The 16,045-nt window shown below is 46.2% G+C and carries 9 protein-coding genes; 3 read left to right on the top strand and 6 right to left on the bottom strand.

Translation table 11 applies throughout. The annotated features are described in order from the left end of the window. Nucleotides 1-337: 337 nt before the first annotated feature. A complete protein-coding gene (suhB, locus tag BMY80_RS02040) occupies nucleotides 338-1,141 on the bottom strand; it encodes an inositol-1-monophosphatase (protein ID WP_031579323.1) in 804 nt (267 codons plus the stop codon). Nucleotides 1,142-1,616: 475 nt separating this feature from the next. Here suhB and BMY80_RS02035 point away from each other — a divergent pair, with 475 nt between their 5' ends. From BMY80_RS02035 to BMY80_RS02025, 3 genes are all read left to right on the top strand, one after another. Beyond that, nucleotides 1,617-2,297, top strand: coding sequence for a UPF0149 family protein (locus tag BMY80_RS02035; RefSeq protein ID WP_093140509.1), 681 nt, complete (start codon nucleotides 1,617-1,619; stop codon nucleotides 2,295-2,297). Between the two features lie 545 nt (nucleotides 2,298-2,842). Then, nucleotides 2,843-4,492 carry a phosphoglucomutase (alpha-D-glucose-1,6-bisphosphate-dependent) gene (gene pgm, locus BMY80_RS02030; RefSeq protein ID WP_031579321.1) on the top strand — a complete coding sequence of 550 codons (1,650 nt, stop codon included), beginning with the start codon at nucleotides 2,843-2,845 and terminating at the stop codon, nucleotides 4,490-4,492. Between the two features lie 557 nt (nucleotides 4,493-5,049). After that, nucleotides 5,050-7,572: a glycogen/starch/alpha-glucan phosphorylase gene (locus tag BMY80_RS02025; RefSeq protein ID WP_093140506.1), complete on the top strand. Its 2,523-nt coding sequence runs from the start codon at nucleotides 5,050-5,052 to the stop codon at nucleotides 7,570-7,572. Between the two features lie 423 nt (nucleotides 7,573-7,995). Here BMY80_RS02025 and BMY80_RS02020 read toward each other — a convergent pair whose 3' ends face one another. The 5 genes from BMY80_RS02020 to BMY80_RS02000 all read right to left on the bottom strand — a co-directional run bounded on the left by BMY80_RS02020 (nucleotide 7,996) and on the right by BMY80_RS02000 (nucleotide 15,985). After that, on the bottom strand, nucleotides 7,996-8,616 hold the full coding sequence (locus tag BMY80_RS02020) for a YigZ family protein (RefSeq protein WP_031578875.1): 621 nt from the start codon (nucleotides 8,614-8,616) through the stop codon (nucleotides 7,996-7,998). Between the two features lie 230 nt (nucleotides 8,617-8,846). Next, on the bottom strand, nucleotides 8,847-12,323 hold the full coding sequence (locus BMY80_RS02015; protein WP_093140503.1) for a hypothetical protein: 3,477 nt from the start codon (nucleotides 12,321-12,323) through the stop codon (nucleotides 8,847-8,849). Nucleotides 12,324-12,537: 214 nt separating this feature from the next. Further along, nucleotides 12,538-13,806, bottom strand: coding sequence for a dicarboxylate/amino acid:cation symporter (locus tag BMY80_RS02010; RefSeq protein WP_093140500.1), 1,269 nt, complete (start codon nucleotides 13,804-13,806; stop codon nucleotides 12,538-12,540). Nucleotides 13,807-14,172: 366 nt separating this feature from the next. Continuing rightward, the gene (cysK, locus tag BMY80_RS02005) at nucleotides 14,173-15,102 is read right to left on the bottom strand and encodes a cysteine synthase A (protein ID WP_425441289.1); all 930 of its coding nucleotides are present in this window, start codon (nucleotides 15,100-15,102) and stop codon (nucleotides 14,173-14,175) included. A 121-nt stretch (nucleotides 15,103-15,223) separates the two neighbouring features. Continuing rightward, a complete protein-coding gene (locus BMY80_RS02000; RefSeq protein WP_093140495.1) occupies nucleotides 15,224-15,985 on the bottom strand; it encodes a DedA family protein in 762 nt (253 codons plus the stop codon). Nucleotides 15,986-16,045 lie beyond the last annotated feature (60 nt).

Here is a 16,045-nt window from a genome sequence, read left to right as displayed (position 1 = left end):
CATAAAACGTTTTCAGGAATTTTAAGGCGATCACATTTTAACTTTTCGTCTTCACACGGGATTTACAATGAAACGCATAAAATTTAACAGCTGTATCGGTCTGTTTATTGTGTGGTAACGTTTGCAGGGGGATTTGAAAAAGACAGAAATATGGATAACTGTTCACAAACGGCAGGAATTTTTTGGCAGAAATTTGACAAAGTTCAAAAAAGACAAACAAAAAGTTCGGCATTACAGATACCGAACTTTTGTATAAAAAATATCGAATAATTAGTTTTATATACAGTATGAATAAATCATTAGACTCTGTATATGTTTTATATAATCCGATTGTATGTTACTTGATGTTCTGCTTTTCGGCTACAGGCATGATTTCCTTGAGAAGAGCCTGAACGATGCGCGGATTACCGCAGACAATGTTGCCTGAGTTGTAGATGTTTTCGCCGCCGCAGAAATCGGTAACAATGGCACCAGCTTCACGGCAGATAAGTTCGCCTGCGCAGAAGTCCCAAGGCTTCAGACATAATTCAAAGTAACCGTCAAGACGACCGGCTGCCACATAGGCAAGGTCAAGGCTGGCGGTACCGGCTCTTCTGATGTCGGCACACTTGTTGAATACGTTTGACAGCATCTGCTTGTATGAAACCAGATAGTTGCGGTTGCGGTGAGGGAATGAGGTTGCAATGATGGTACCGTCAAGGGTCTTTGCCTGAGCGGTACGGATACGGCGGCCGTTGAGCTGTGCGCCGTCGCCTTTTGAAGCGGTGAACAATTCATTTCTGATTGGATCAAAAACCACGGCAACTGTGGTAACGTCCTTGATGCGCAGACCGATTGATACTGCAACATGAGGAATACCCTTTACAAAGTTGGTGGTACCGTCAATAGGGTCAATGATCCAAACGTGATCTGATTCAGGGTTGCCTTCGGTGCCGAATTCTTCACCCTTAACGCAGTGTTTTGGGTAGCTCTTTAATAAAACTTCCTTAATAACCTTTTCGCATTCGCGGTCAATATTGGTTACCAGATCGTTCTTGTTCTTTTCTTCAGCTGAAACGTTCTGATGATCTTCAAAGTTTAATGATATAACGTTACCTGCGGCACGTGCAGCACGAACTGCAATGTTCAACATTGGATGCATATGTATCTGACTCTATTGTTTGGTTAAAGATCCTGCGGTTTACGCGACATCGTCATTATACTTTTTTGTGAGATGATTCGCAATAATTTAGAAAAATCATTTTAAACAGTTTCTGATTAATTAGGCGGAGGACGGCAGGTTTTCTTTAAGAAGTTTCAGGAACCTGAATTATCTGACGTGTTCCTTTGAATGACTGTCAGGAGAATGGACCGGCTCTGACTTTCCCGTGAGGCGGAAGGTTTCCTGATTTTCTCTGTCAGGCTCCGTGACGGTGTCGATTTCCGGAAATCTTTCCTCTGCAGGTCACGAAAAAACTCAGGATAATGTCAAATTGTGATAAGATACCCGGTGTTTTTCTGATTAAAGACGGTATCGGAAAGTCCCGGCAGCCTGCGGACTGCAGGAATGTTTTTTTTCGGCGGATATTCCGGTGCGGTTTTACAGGTATTGTTGTCTATATGGAGGAAGCTACGGCATGACAGCCAAGTATGATTATGTGGCTTTGAAGAATGATCTTGATAAATCAGGTCATCCGGTCAGCCCTGCAGAGGTTTACGGCTTTATTTTAGGATTCATCTGCGGCGGCGGAAATCTTAAGAACACTTCTAAAAGCGGAAATTTCAAAAAGGTTCTGGAACAGTTCGTGTTCAGTGACATGTCAATTGACGGCAGTCTGTTCAACTCTTTAAATACCCTGGCATCCGAGACTCTTGAAGAGCTTCTTGGCGGTGAAGGCTTCCATGTTCTGGTTCCGGATGATGACGAAAAGATTGAAAACAGAATGGCATACATAAGGGATCTGGCATGCACTTTCATGCCGGGACTCTCCGTAACCCAGAAGCAGCTGAACCATCTGAGCAAGGATCTTAACGAGTTTATCCATGATCTTGTTGACATCAGCCGAATGGACGTGGCTGAACCCAATGCCGCCGAGTCTGACGATGCCATAGAGGAAGACATGCTGGTTCTTACCGATCATGTGGGAGTAGGGGCGCAGATCTGTTTTGAGGAATGTGCGGCCAGACTTTATCCGAAGGCGGCCGGAGACTTCATTACGGAAGACGAGGGGGCGCCGGTAAAGCTTTCCGCTGAACGTGAAGAAGCGCATGCCCGTGAACAGAACTACTGGGAAAACAAAGCCAAAGGTGATGAATAACAGACATCAGGTTCTGCCGGAATCAGTTCAGGTGAGCTGACAGCGGAAGGCTTTGGAGAAAACATTAAAAAAGAAGATCATGCAGAGGCATGATCTTCTTTTTTATTGTCCTGCCGGAGTGCTGCGGAGATGTTTTCAATCATGCTCCGTAAAATGACGGAGCATGCACTGAAGGAATCATGCCTGATTATGACGGTTAAGCGTACCGCGGGGGGGTTCCGGAAAAAATAAGAGGCATAAAAGAGATGTTTTTTACGATCCCGGGAAATAAAATTTTTATATTTCGCCTAAAATGTGATATATTGCACGATTATAGAGTGACTTTAATTTAGCGAGGTGAAAATATTTTCACGGCATAAGTTAAGGTTTCGGCAGTAAATGTTTAATTATATTGATATTTTTTAATCATATAATGGCGTAATCCGGAGCAGATAAAGAACATATTTTGCGTTTGTTTCCGATATTTCGCATTTTAAGGTAACTGCCGGATAGTATTTTATATATAAGTTTATATAAGTTCTGAAATTTTTATTTAAGGATTTGATATGGCACTGAATCCAAACGCCGGTAAACCAGCCAGACTGGAAGATCTTACTAACATCCCTCGTTTAATGGCATCATACTATGCTAACAAGCCTGACATGAGCAAGCCTGAACAGAGAGTAGCTTTCGGTACTTCAGGTCACCGTGGCAGTTCTTTAACTTCTGCTTTTACTGAATCACATATCCTTGCAATCAGCCAGGCTATTGTTGAATACCGTAACAGGGAAGGCGTGACCGGTCCTATTTTCGTAGGTATGGATACCCATGCTTTATCTGAAGCTGCTCTTATCACCGCAGTTGAAGTTCTGGCAGCAAACGGCTGTCAGGTAAGACTTGAAAAGGACTTCGGATATACTCCGACTCCTGTAGTTTCTCACAGCATCCTTACCTATAATGAAGGCAGAACCTCTGATCTCGCAGACGGTATCGTAATCACTCCTTCACACAATCCTCCAACCGACGGCGGTTTCAAGTACAACCCTACCAACGGCGGTCCTGCCGACACCACCATTACCAAGTGGGTTGAAAACCGCGCCAACGAAATTCTGGAAAACGGTCTTAAGGAAGTAAAGAGAGTTGACTTCCAGAAGGCTCTTACCCTGGACAACGTTCAGCAGGTTGACATGAGACAGCCGTATGTTGACGATCTCATCAACATTATCGATATCGAAGCCATCAAGAAGGCCGGTATCAAGATCGGTGTTGATCCGTTAGGCGGTTCAGGCGTTTATTACTGGGACGTTATCGCAAAGACCTACGGTCTCAATATCGAAGTCGTAAACTATAAGGTTGATCCTACTTTCAGCTTCATGACTCTTGACCGTGACGGCAAGATTCGTATGGACTGCTCAAGCCCGTACGCAATGGCAAGCTTAATCAGCCACAAGGATCGTTTCGACATCGCCGTTGCCAATGACCCTGACTACGACAGACACGGTATCGTATGCAAGAGCGGTCTGATGAATCCTAACCACTACCTCGCCGTAGCCATCCAGTACCTCTTCACTCACCGTGAAGGCTGGAGCAAAGATGCCGCTGTAGGCAAGACTTTGGTTTCTTCTTCAATCATCGACAGAGTTGTTAAGGGCATCGGTCGCGATCTTAAGGAAGTTCCGGTAGGATTCAAGTGGTTCGTGGACGGTCTTTATACCGGTACCTACGGTTTCGGCGGTGAAGAATCTGCAGGCGCATCATTCCTCCGTAAGAACGGCAAGGTATGGACTACCGACAAGGACGGTATCATCATGTGTCTCCTGGCTGCTGAAATTCTTGCCGTAACCGGTAAGGATCCTCAGACCCTCTACAACGAAATCAAGGCCAAGTACGGCGATCCTATCTACAACCGTGTTGACGCTCCTGCCAATACTCAGCAGAAGGCAGTGCTTTCAAAGCTTGATCCTGCTCTGGTTGAAGCTTCAACTCTCGCAGGTGAACCAATCATTGCCAAGCTGACTGCAGCTCCAGGCAACGGTGCAGCCATCGGCGGCTTAAAGGTTGTAACCGAAAACGGCTGGTTTGCTGCCAGACCAAGCGGTACTGAATCAATCTACAAGATCTACATGGAAAGCTTCAAGAGTGAAGAACACTTAAAGCAGATCCAGAAGGAAGCTCAGGAAATCGTTTCAGCTGCTCTTGCAAAAGCAGGCGTATAATTTTAGAAAGGGCGGACATTCCGCCGGTTAAACAGGATAAGACGCGGTTCATCAGTCTGAACTGCGTCTTTTTTTTTAGAAATCATCAATAATAAGGAAGAGTGAACCGTTTCTGAATTTGCGATCCCGGAATTGTACACTGAGTGTCACTTTTGCGCACAATACGATACCGCTCATTAATGAGGATACTATAATGACCTCATTCTGAGCCGTTATGACGGTTCGGATCACGACGGAAGAAGTGAAATATTATGGTCTGATTCGGTTGATCGGGCGGGGTAAATTAAAAATGTGATGTAAATCACATTATTTTAATTGTTAAAAAAGTTTGAAAATTGCGAATGGAAAAAATGAGTTTGAAAACATTTTCTTTTTAAAAATTTTGATACATAATCCACATATTTATACTAAAATTGATTTAGATCAAAAAATGCTAATCATTCATTAGCTAACATACATATCGTGGTTATATTTATACGATATGGTCGTGATTTCTTATATCTTATAGATGTAAATTGGAGCTCGGTTGATTTCGAGTAGAATAGGAATAGTAATTTATGGCAAATAAAAAGGCAGCAAACGCTGCATCTGCATCATCATTTGATTCAGCATCTTTGAATTATACCAAGGAAGATTTTAAGGCTAAGATTGTTCATCACCTTCACTCTACCCTTGGCACCAGCGAAAACAAGGCTACTAAACAGTCATGGTGGAAGGCTACCTGTGCAGCTGTTAACGAACTGGTTTACGAACGTCTTACTCAGACTCAGCAGACCCACGCAAACAAAGATACCAGAGCTGTACACTACCTCTCAGCTGAATTCTTGATGGGCCGTTTAACTGCTAACAACCTTCACAACCTTCACTTATTCAACGTATGTTCAGATGCTTTAAAGGATCTCGGCATCAATCTTACCGATTTATGCGAAGAAGAACCTGATATGGCACTGGGTAACGGTGGTTTAGGTCGTTTAGCTGCTTGCTTTATCGACTCTCTCGCTACTTTAAACCTTCCTGCTTTAGGTTACGGTATTCATTACGAAAACGGTCTTTTCCGTCAGGAAATCCACAACGGCCGTCAGATCGAACGTCCTGATTCATGGCGTGAATACGGCAATCCATGGGAAATCTGCCGTCCAGAATCAATTCAGGAAGTTGCCTTAGGCGGTTATGTTGAAACTATCTACTCTGAAAAAGATGGTTCTCTCAAGAAAGTATGGCACCCTGCTCAGAAGATTAAAGGTGTGCCTTGGGATATCCCTGTAGTAGGTTACAACGGTACTACAGTAAACATTTTACGTCTGTGGGAATCAAAGGCTCCTGAATCATTCGACTGGGACGTATTCAATGCAGGCGGTTACGTTGACGCTCAGGCTGAAAAGGCAAGAGCAGAAACCATTTCCAAGGTTTTATATCCAAACGATTCTACCGAAGCCGGTAAGATCCTTCGTTTAGTTCAGCAGTACTTCTTCTCTGCATGTTCATTAAAGGATATCTTAAGACGTTACAAGCGTGCTCACACTCTTGCAAGCGGTAAGGTTGACTACTCTGAATTCGCTAACAAGATTGCCGTTCAGCTGAACGATACTCACCCAACTATCGCAATCCCAGAATTAATGAGAATTTTCGTGGATGAAGAAGGTTTAGGCTGGGAAGAAGCATGGAATATCTGCTACAAGGTATTCTCATACACCAACCACACCTTATTACCGGAAGCTCTCGAAAAGTGGCCTGTATACATCTTCGAAAGAGTATTGCCACGTCACCTCGAAATCATCTATGAAATCAACCGTCGCTTCCTCGAAGGCGAATGTGAACGCGTATTCCCAGGCAATGATTTCATCAAGGCTAAGCTTTCTCTCATTGAAGAAGGTTCAACCCGCATGGTTCGCATGGGCAACCTCTGCGTAGTTGGTTCACACAAGGTTAACGGTGTTGCCGCAATCCACTCTAAGCTCGTTAAGGAAGACTTATTCCCTGAATACGCTCAGATCTGGAACGACAAGTTCTGCAACGTAACCAACGGTGTAACTCCACGTCGCTGGATGCTTTCATGTAACCCTGAACTTGCTAAGCTCTACACTGAAACCTTAGGTTCAGATGAATGGGTAACCAAGCTTGACAAGTTAAAGGATCTCAAGAAGTATGCCGATAACGCTGACTTCCAGAAGAAGTTCATGGCTATCAAGCACGCCAACAAGGTTAAGCTTGCTACCGTAATCAAGGCTGAAACCGGCATCGAAGTTGATCCTAATGCCTTATTCGACATTCAGATCAAGCGTTTACACGAATACAAGCGTCAGCAGTTAAACTTACTGTACATCCTCGCTTTATACCGTCGTGTACTTGAAAACCCAGATCTCGAAATGACTCCACACGTATTCATTTTCGGTTCTAAGGCTGCTCCTGGCTACAAGATGGCTAAGGACATCATCTACGCTATCAACAAGGTTGGCGAACGCATTAACAACGATGCTCGCATCAAGGGCAAGATCAAGGTTGTATTCATGCCTAACTACCGTGTATCTTTAGCTGAAAAGTTAATCCCTGCAGCTGATGTTTCACAGCAGATTTCTACTGCAGGTTACGAAGCTTCCGGTACCGGTAACATGAAGCTTGCCATGAATGGTGCTATTACTCTTGGTACCATGGACGGCGCTAACATCGAAATCGTTGAAGAAGCTGGTGAAGAAAACAACGCTATCTTCGGTCTCTCAGTAGATGAAGTTAAGTCTGTTAAGGCTAACGGCTACAATCCATGGGATTACTACAACAGAGATCACGAAATCAAGAAGGCTCTTGACTGGTTAGACAGCGACTACTTCACTCCAGGATTCCCTGGTGAATTAGCCGGCATCAAGCGTGCTTTACTTGAAGGCGGTGATACTTACCTCGCTCTTGCTGACTTCAGATCTTACTCAGACGCTCATGCACGTCTCGAAAAGATGTATGCCAACAAGAAGGGTTGGGCTAAGTCTGCAATTCTTAACTCAATCACCATGGGTAAGTTCAACTCTGACCGTTCAATCCAGGATTACGTAGATCAGGTTTGGAGTCTCGAAACCTGTTTAGTTAAGTAATCTGATTTCGGTTAAGTAACTAACTTAATATTTTGAAAAGGCGACACGGATGCGTCGCCTTTTTTATTGCGGTACTGAAAGATATTCTGATTATTCATGTTAAAAATCAACTTTTATCATGTGATAGTTGTCTTACTGTATGTTGAAAACAAAGAGACTCAGTGGATTGAACCGGCACTGCCGGTTCAGGGTTGTTTTTATTTTTAACAGGCGGCGTTATACGGATAATTGAGTATCCGTATTTCGCTCCGCATAAGATTAAGTTCTATAGAAAAATAATGGTTTTTCACGGAATTGTTGGGAATGTAAATATTGAAGAAGGGGCAAAAGTACTCTAATATTTTAAGCATTCAAACAAAAAAAGCCCGGAAAACCCGTATACAAGGTTTCCGGATGATATGGCATTCAGAAACACCTGAAAAATCAGCTGACCTGAGCTGTCTGATTAAGGCGTTCCAGATCCTTTTTGAGAAAAGCCGCCTTTACGGCATCAGCCGTGACGGTATATGTGCAGCAGGTGCCGGAAAAATCTCTGGAGATGACTCTGCCTCCGTATTTTCTTACAAGCTCTTCGAGAATGTGCATTCTTGCAAGATCCGCGGTAAAGCGTATTTCCTCGAGGTTTTCAGGATCCTTTAACGGCAGGGCTGTCAGAATTTCCTTTACGCTGTCCTGGTATGCTCTCACGAGCCCTCCGGTTCCCAACAGAATTCCTCCGAAATATCTGGTAACCACTATGGAGATTTCTCCGATGCCGGAGTGAACGAGAACGTTGAGCATTGGTCTGCCTGCGGTTCCCTTTGGTTCGCCGTCGTCAGAACAGCCGATAAAGGCGGTTTCGTTGCCTTTGCCGGCATTGAATGCGTAGCAGTTATGTCTGGCGTCGGCAAATTCCTGACGGATTCGGGCAAGAAACGCTTCGGCTTCGGCAACACCTCTGGTGTGTCCTGCACTGGTGATGAAACGGCTTTTTTTGATGACGATTTCGTTACGAAAGACTTCTCCGTCATTCAGAGCCGGAATCTTATAACCGTAATCTGACATTGCTGGTTCTCCTCTGTTGATGACGGAATGGTGTCTGGTGTCAGACGACGGTCTGAAACCGCCGTCCGCGTATTGTAGCACGAACATCCGATGATCGTGGCCTGATAAATCGTTTCATTAGGTGAAAAACGGATCAGCAGAATTGAAAGGCGTTTTTTACGTATCGGGGCATGCAGGTGCCTTTCATAAAAATGCCGCTCACGATGGAGCGGCATGCTGATTCGGCAGGGTTATCTTGAACCGGTGTTTATCTTTCTTTCGATGATGCGTTTATTGCCTACAAGGGTGTTGAACTTGAAAGAGCCCTTGGAGGTATTGGCATCATAAAGATGTTCCAGATGGAAGAAAGGTGATTCCGAAACGCCTCCGGAGGTGTTTTTGAGCATATAGCTTACGTAGGCATCTCCGGTGCCGGTCTTCACTGCCTGCAGCCACAGTGAGCCACTGCTGAATGTCCTGTGTTTTTCACTGCAGTCAGGAGCGGTATTGTTATGCGGTTTTCCGCAGAGCTTATAGGTGATGGTTCCTTTAAGGTCTCTGAAATCCAGTGAGGCTTTATACGGTTCCTCCTCCTCAGTGTACAGCACGGTACAGCTGTCGTTCACATCCTTCCACCCTTCATCAGTGTAGGCCTTGATGAACAGAGGTGAATACAGCGTGTTGCTTTCGGTATTGCTGCTTTCGACAGTGCCACGGCCCACGATGTGGTCGGTCATGATTCTGCCCAGATAAACCGTGTAGTCTGAAAGGGTTCTGAGCTTTGAGGCGTACCCCTGATGAGCGGTTGAAAGTTTTGCTCCGGTAATATCGGTATTATCAGTGGTTACCGTATTTCCTGATACGCATAAATCATTTCCGGAACCGCAGGTGAATGTGGTTTCGGCACAGTCAGTTCCTTCAGAGAATGTATAACTGTCATTGTTTGCCAGACAGGCGTTCAGCCGGCTGTAGTAGGCAAACTTTTCAGACGCTGATTTGCGTCTTACGGTTTCGGTATTCACTCCGGGAACTGAAACGGTGGTGTAGAAAGGAATTCCTTTGCCCGCCACAAAGTCATCATATCCCGAACAGGCCGATGATGAGGTGCTGGCGCATGGATTGTGGCTGCTTTCCTCAACGTATGAGGTGGCGGACTGAGCCAGCGGAATTACGAGTACGGCTCCTGAGTATCCGAGCTCGGTTTCAGACGGAACTCTGAAGAAGTCGTTGGTGAAATTGTTCTGCAGTTTGCCCTGATAGCCGTAGCCGTTGAGATATCCTGATATGGTCAGCTTCTGGTTGTAGTACATAGGACAGGTGGCGGTACCTACGTAGGCATGGGCATCGTTTTTCAGGAAACTGACCATGCCCTCATCTGATGAACGGTAGCTGAAACCGTCGGCCGCTCTGAACCTGTAGAAGTCGTTGATGACAAATCTGTCAGAGGCGAGTGCCAGCTTCTGAGGGATTACGGTAAATACCGGACTGTAGAAATAGGTTGATATAGGAGAGGTGGCCTGATGCTTCACTGCCGGCTGGGCAGACAGGCTGTACCATCCGGAGTCCGTCAGCTGAACCCTGGTGGTCAGAGCAGGATTGCCGGTATAGCCGATGTTCAGATACTCGGTTTCTGAGGAACCGTCACTGTAAACGGTAAAGTCAGCCGTTTTGGATGCGGAGGTGGTATTGCCCGCAAGTGATGTGCTCCAGACAGAGAGCTTCTGCGGAGACAGTGATTTGGTGGCCTCTGTCGGATAGACTATGCTTTTTGCCTGATTGCCGGCTTTCGGAATCTTTACGATGGCGGCAGTGCTGCACAAGTTTTTAAGGCTGGTCTGGGTTACCGAACCGGAACATCCTGAATCAGGACAGCCGACGGCATATCCTCTGAGGTAGTACGGAGCATTGGCATATACCGGTCTGTATTTAACCGTGCTCACTCTGTCGGTTTCAGTTGCCTGGGAGGTTCTCAGATCGTAGCAGATGGCGTATGGGATGGCTACCAGATACTGATCCGGTGTTTCCCCTTCGTTAAAGTTTCTGACAATCACGTCCTTTGATGTCTTTTCCTTGCCCGCAACGATGGTTACCTTTGTTACGTTGAGTTCTGACTTGACAGTATACAGAGTGCTGCGATCCACCGTGGTCATGAATTTGAATTTAGGTATTATGCTGCCGGTAGTTTTGACGTATTCAACCGGCAGGGTTACCTTCGCCTCGGTAAAGGAGGTTTCATGATCCCTGCCTGAGAACAGGGTATATGTATTGTTTGCCGAATCCTTTAAGGTGACTTCGGTATTGCCTTTCAGGGTAAGGGTTATGCTGTCAACGGATTTGACGTCACTTGAAAGGGTGTCGCTGTAGATGGCTGAGGTGTTCATGGAATTGACGTAGTTTTCCAGATCCTCGGTAGCGCCCTCCACGCATTCAGTGGTGGTGAAGCTGCATGATTCACTGAGCAGGGCGGTATTGTCGGTTCCGCAGAACAGGTAGGTGTTTTCGCCTGAAGGTTTTACGGAATAGGTTACGGGATCACCATGATCGAAGGTGATGCGGTAGCCGTTTGCACTGCTGGCTGTATAGGCCTTGCCGTTGATGTTTATGCTGACATTTTCGGTCGGAACCTCGCAGAAACCGCCCTGGGTACAGTTCTGAACCACAAGACTTACGGTAGGTGCGCAGCCTGAAAGCTGTTCCAGATACACGCGGTAGTAGGAGAAATGGATGTCATCTTCCAGCTCGACCTCTTCACAAGCTGTCAGCTGAGTGGAGCCGGTAACCTCAAAAGTATCCGAAGAGCTGCATGGGATACCTAATCCAAAATAAGCACTGCAGTAGAGATTGGTCATTTTGAGCTCGCGGGAGTTGATTCCACCGGTAAAGTCCACTACTCCTGAAATGGTAGCCTTGCCGGAAGTCATAAAATAGGCAGTTCCGTGATACGGATCGCCGGTATCTCTGGTGAGAACAATATCATTTTCAGCAATAAGTATCAGCGAAGGACTCTGGGGGCTGCTGTTGGTTGCATAATAATTGATACTGTTGTTTCCGAAAACGTATTTGTTCAGAATATTGATTTTGTTTGATGACAGGTGTACGGTTCCGCTTGAATCAACTGATGACGGATCAATAAAATACTCAAAGGTGCTTCCGCAGTTCTTCTTTGCTTTGGACAGATTGTCTTTTCTGAACTGTTCCTTTTCCGGATCAGGATCCTGCATTACGAAGTCTTTGTAGAAATCAGTAATGTCGTGAACACGCTCGGCCTGAGTGCGTACCGTACTGTTATTCACCGAAGCATAGCAGAAGGATTTCAGTCTTTTCATGTTATCCTGTTTGTTCGGTTCAAGCGTGGCAAGTCTGCACAGCTGGTCTCCGGATATATTCTGATTTATATTAATTTGGGTTTTTACGGAACTGGCAAACTGGAACTTCTGCTTATTCTTTGTTATGTCTGAACATTGTGAAAAACTGCTGAAGTCGGAAGTCGCCTGAGTGTCGTTGGCCCCGTTGTTTGCCTGAAAGGCGTTGGGGAAGCAGTTGGCAGCGACTTTGTTGTACATGCTTCTCTGGGTGCTTTCAGGGATCTCCGTTTCAGCATCACGGCAGGTCTGTACGAATTCGTACAGGGTATCGGCACAGCTGTGCACGGTTAACGCTTCAGCGCTGCCGGAAAAAGACATAAGACATACGGCGGTCAGACAGTATATGTAGGTTGCTCTTTTCATTGCCGGACTCCACAAAAAACAGTTCCACTAATTTAAAATTCTAATATATAAAGCGTTGCTTTTCTGTTGATTAGTTAAAATAAATACAAGTACGGGGGATGTTCGCCGGAAAAACTGAAAATTTCGGAAGACTGACGGCGGAAGCAGGATATTCATGTCAGAACAGGAATCCGAAGTTCGGATTCCTGTTTTTTAAGAAAAGAGGTTAGGTTTTTCAGGCTGAGGTTTCTCCGCCGGAAGCTTTTTCCCTGTTTTCAATATCCCTGTTGACTACTGTGGCCACGCATGAGTCCGACCAGACGTTGAGTGCCGTTTCAATCATGTCGAGCAGGGCGTAAATCGGGAAGATGATACCTAAAAGCTCAATAGGTACCCCCATGGATGACAGCAGACTTGCGGAAAGGAAGTAGCATCCCATAGGAACGCCGGCGTTGCCGACAGCCGCCAGGGTGGCGATGCCCACCCACATGATGAGCATGGTAGGTCCTATCTGGGCGCCGTCATTTTGCATGAGATACATAACGGTTGTCAGAATGAAGGCCGCACATCCGTTCATGTTGATGGTGGTGCAGATTGGCAGTACAAATCTTGATACCTTCGGCTTAATGCCGTTGTTCTTTTCGGCACATTCCATGGTAATCGGCAGGGTGGCTGCGGATGACTTGGAAAAGAAAGCCACGGTCAGGGCGTTGAACATGCCCGTAAAGGTCTTTACAGGGTTGATTTTCTTGATGATGAGGAACAGAGGCAGAATCACAAAGGCCTGAATGAGATTTGCGCCCACTACCACGGTAAAGTATGAGGCCAGTCCGCCAAGCTGCAGGCCGGAGCTGAATTTTTCCACGCACACGGCAATAAAACCGAAGATGCCCAGAGGCAGAATGGTTATGATCCACTTGATGATGATGAACAGAATTTCCTGAAAACCGCTGAGTACGCTGATAACGCTCTGACGGTGACCGTCATTGCGCATGTAGCGGATGGCAATGCCGGTTACAATCGCAATGAGCAGTACGCTCAGAATATTGCCGTTGACAAGAGGAGCCAGAATATTATCAGGGAAAATGTTCACGAAGTATTCAATGTATTCCTTCTTGTCTTCAAGACCCACATCCGATATTGTCAGATCTCCGGTGTCCGGACGGATATAGTTTTCCGGAGAGATAACGGCATAAAGAACTGCCGCGACGGATGCCGCCAGCACGGTGGTGGTAAGGGTGTAGGTCAGAGTGCGTTTCCAGAGTGACTTTGATGAAGCTGATGCCCCCAGGGTTGCCAGGGTAAGACATATGGTTACTCCGATGATGGGAATACTGACAAAACTGAACATCCTGATAAAGATGTCGGAAATGAATTTGGCTACGCCGATACCTGCCACTGTAGGGTACAGGCCGTCAATAACGCCCAGAATTACCGCGGCAATGTAGAATCCTATGTATTTCCAGCTGGTATGCTGTCGGGCCCTGATGTTTATTTCGGTCATGCGAACCTCCGGATGATAAACGGAAGACTTTTCATTATCTCTAAGCCTGATTTCCGTTTAAAAAACTGAATGCGGTTAAATAAATCATATAAAACATATATGAATTGTGATACTGCGGTATTTTATCACAGCCGTCAGGATTTTTCTCTGGAAATCATGACTGATGACGAAGTCTGCGGTTAGTGATCTGATACCACCTCTTTTCCTACTATAAATCATAAATGCGGTGCGGAAAACAGGCTTGCTTTCAAATGGCAGAGGATCTCTCAGTTTAGGCGGAAGTAAGCCGTGTATGACGGCTTTTTTGATGAAAAAGCCATCTCTTAAGGATGGCTTTGACTGAAAAAAATGTTATCGGGAGTTCTTTTAACCGTAGATGTCGGTTGAGATGTAATGTTCACCGGTATCAGGAATAATCACCACGATGTTCTTTCCGGCGAATTCCGGACGCTTGGCAAGCTCCACGGCTCCTGCAAGGTTGCCGCCTGCGGAAATGCCGGCGAGAATCGCTTCAGCCTGATTGAGCTTAACGGTGAAATCGATGGCGTCATCGCCCTTAACGGTCAGAACCTCGTCAACGGCGTCAGGGTAGTAGCACTTCGGAATGAAGTTGGCACCGATGCCCTGAATCCTGTGCGGAGCCGCCTTGCCCTGAGTGATAAGAGGGGATTCGGCAGGTTCAACGCCTACTGCTCTGATTTTCGGATTGAGGGCCTTGAGGCCTCTGGCAATGCCGGAAATGGTACCGCCGGTACCGATACCGGCCACCACGGCGTCAATCTTTCCCTCGAGATCCTTCCAGAGTTCCTTTGCTGTGGTTTTTTCGTGAGCAAGCGGATTGGCAGGATTTTCGAACTGTCCGACGATGATGCTGCCGGGAACTGATTTATGGATTTCTTCCGCCCTGCTTACGGCTCCCTTCATGCCGTCGGCGGCAGGAGTGAGAACCAGTTCGGCTCCGCGGGCTTTGAGCAGGGCTCTTCTTTCCATGCTCATGCTTTCAGGCATGGTAAGGATGAGTCTGAGACCGTACAGTCTTGCCACCAGAGCCAGACCGATGCCGGTGTTGCCTGAGGTCGGTTCGATGATGGTGCTTCCCTTTTTAATGAGACCTCTGTCGAGAGCGTCCTTGACCATGCTTAAGGCTGCGCGATCCTTGATTGAACCTGCAGGATTGAACATTTCCAGCTTGGCGTAAAGGTGGGCTTTGATCTGATATTTTTCTTCAAATCTGTTTAATCTTACCAGAGGGGTGTTGCCGATGAGTTCTTCTACTGAATTGTAAAGTGCCATAATTCTCCGTCCGTATAGTCCAGTTGCGAGTTCAGCTTAATTCCTGCAGTGAGGCTTTTAAAACTGAAACTTCCTTTTTAGCGACATAAAGCCCGGGGGATCCCGGGCTTTCAGACGCATTGATTTAATCTATCCTGTCCTTGTTTGCATAAGCGCTGTCGTTGGCGGCATCTGCATCCTGTACCTGGAGCTCTGCTTCTTCGTTCCCGTCGGCAGGTGCTTCAGCTTCCTTTTTCTTGGCCTGTGCCTCAGCCTTCTGCTTTCTCTTTTTGGCAAGATGGTTCTTGGTAACCAGCACAATGGCTATAACTACAATCGCAAGGATGATGATGTGCATGACGCTCTGACCGTGCTTGACCTTGTCAATGAGTTCCGGAATGCTCTTTGCGCAGTAGTAACCGAGAAGAAGCCATACCGGTACTGAAATAAGGGCGGCAAAACCGTCCATAAGCAGAAAGTGTATGAAGGGAACACGCTGGCTCATGCCTGAAGCCATGAAAATAGGGGATCTGAGACCCGGCATGAATCTGGCCGCGAAAAGCACCCAGATGCCGTATTTGGAAAACTGTTCCTGAACAGATTCAAATCGTTCAGGAGTAAGTATCCTGCGCATGGGTTTGAATCTCTGAATTCTGTATCCGAAAATCTTGCCTATGAAATACATGGTGGCGTCACCGATAAGAACACCCGCAAAGCATATGAGGGACATGATGGCGATATCGGTTGCCCCGAGTCCTGATACCAGACCTCCGGCCACAAGGGTGATGTCTTCCGGTATCGGAACTCCGAAACCGCAGAGAATAAGTACGGCAAAGGCAATGAAGTAATTCCACGGTCCGAGACCCGTAAGATTTTCCACTACCCAGTTCAGTGTTTTTTCTAACATGTATGATAAAAATCCCTGATTGTTATGTTAAAGCGCAGACTTCCCGGGGGAATTCTGTGT

The organism is Ruminobacter amylophilus, assembly GCF_900115655.1.
In the GTDB taxonomy this organism is placed as follows: Bacteria; Pseudomonadota; Gammaproteobacteria; order Enterobacterales; family Succinivibrionaceae; genus Ruminobacter; species Ruminobacter amylophilus.
Note: the sequence above shows the minus strand (reverse complement) of the source record. Positions and strands in the feature narration are given on the sequence as shown.

What these genes read in the sequence shown, in the direction of transcription:
- suhB (WP_031579323.1), bottom strand. Translation starts at nt 1,141, where the DNA reads ATGCATCCAATGTTGAACATTGCAGTTCGTGCTGCACGTGCCGCAGGT.
- BMY80_RS02020 (WP_031578875.1), bottom strand. Translation starts at nt 8,616, where the DNA reads ATGTCAGATTACGGTTATAAGATTCCGGCTCTGAATGACGGAGAAGTC.
- BMY80_RS02000 (WP_093140495.1), bottom strand. Translation starts at nt 15,985, where the DNA reads ATGTTAGAAAAAACACTGAACTGGGTAGTGGAAAATCTTACGGGTCTC.
- BMY80_RS02015 (WP_093140503.1), bottom strand. Translation starts at nt 12,323, where the DNA reads ATGAAAAGAGCAACCTACATATACTGTCTGACCGCCGTATGTCTTATG.
- BMY80_RS02035 (WP_093140509.1), top strand. Translation starts at nt 1,617, where the DNA reads ATGACAGCCAAGTATGATTATGTGGCTTTGAAGAATGATCTTGATAAA.
- pgm (WP_031579321.1), top strand. Translation starts at nt 2,843, where the DNA reads ATGGCACTGAATCCAAACGCCGGTAAACCAGCCAGACTGGAAGATCTT.
- BMY80_RS02025 (WP_093140506.1), top strand. Translation starts at nt 5,050, where the DNA reads ATGGCAAATAAAAAGGCAGCAAACGCTGCATCTGCATCATCATTTGAT.
- BMY80_RS02010 (WP_093140500.1), bottom strand. Translation starts at nt 13,806, where the DNA reads ATGACCGAAATAAACATCAGGGCCCGACAGCATACCAGCTGGAAATAC.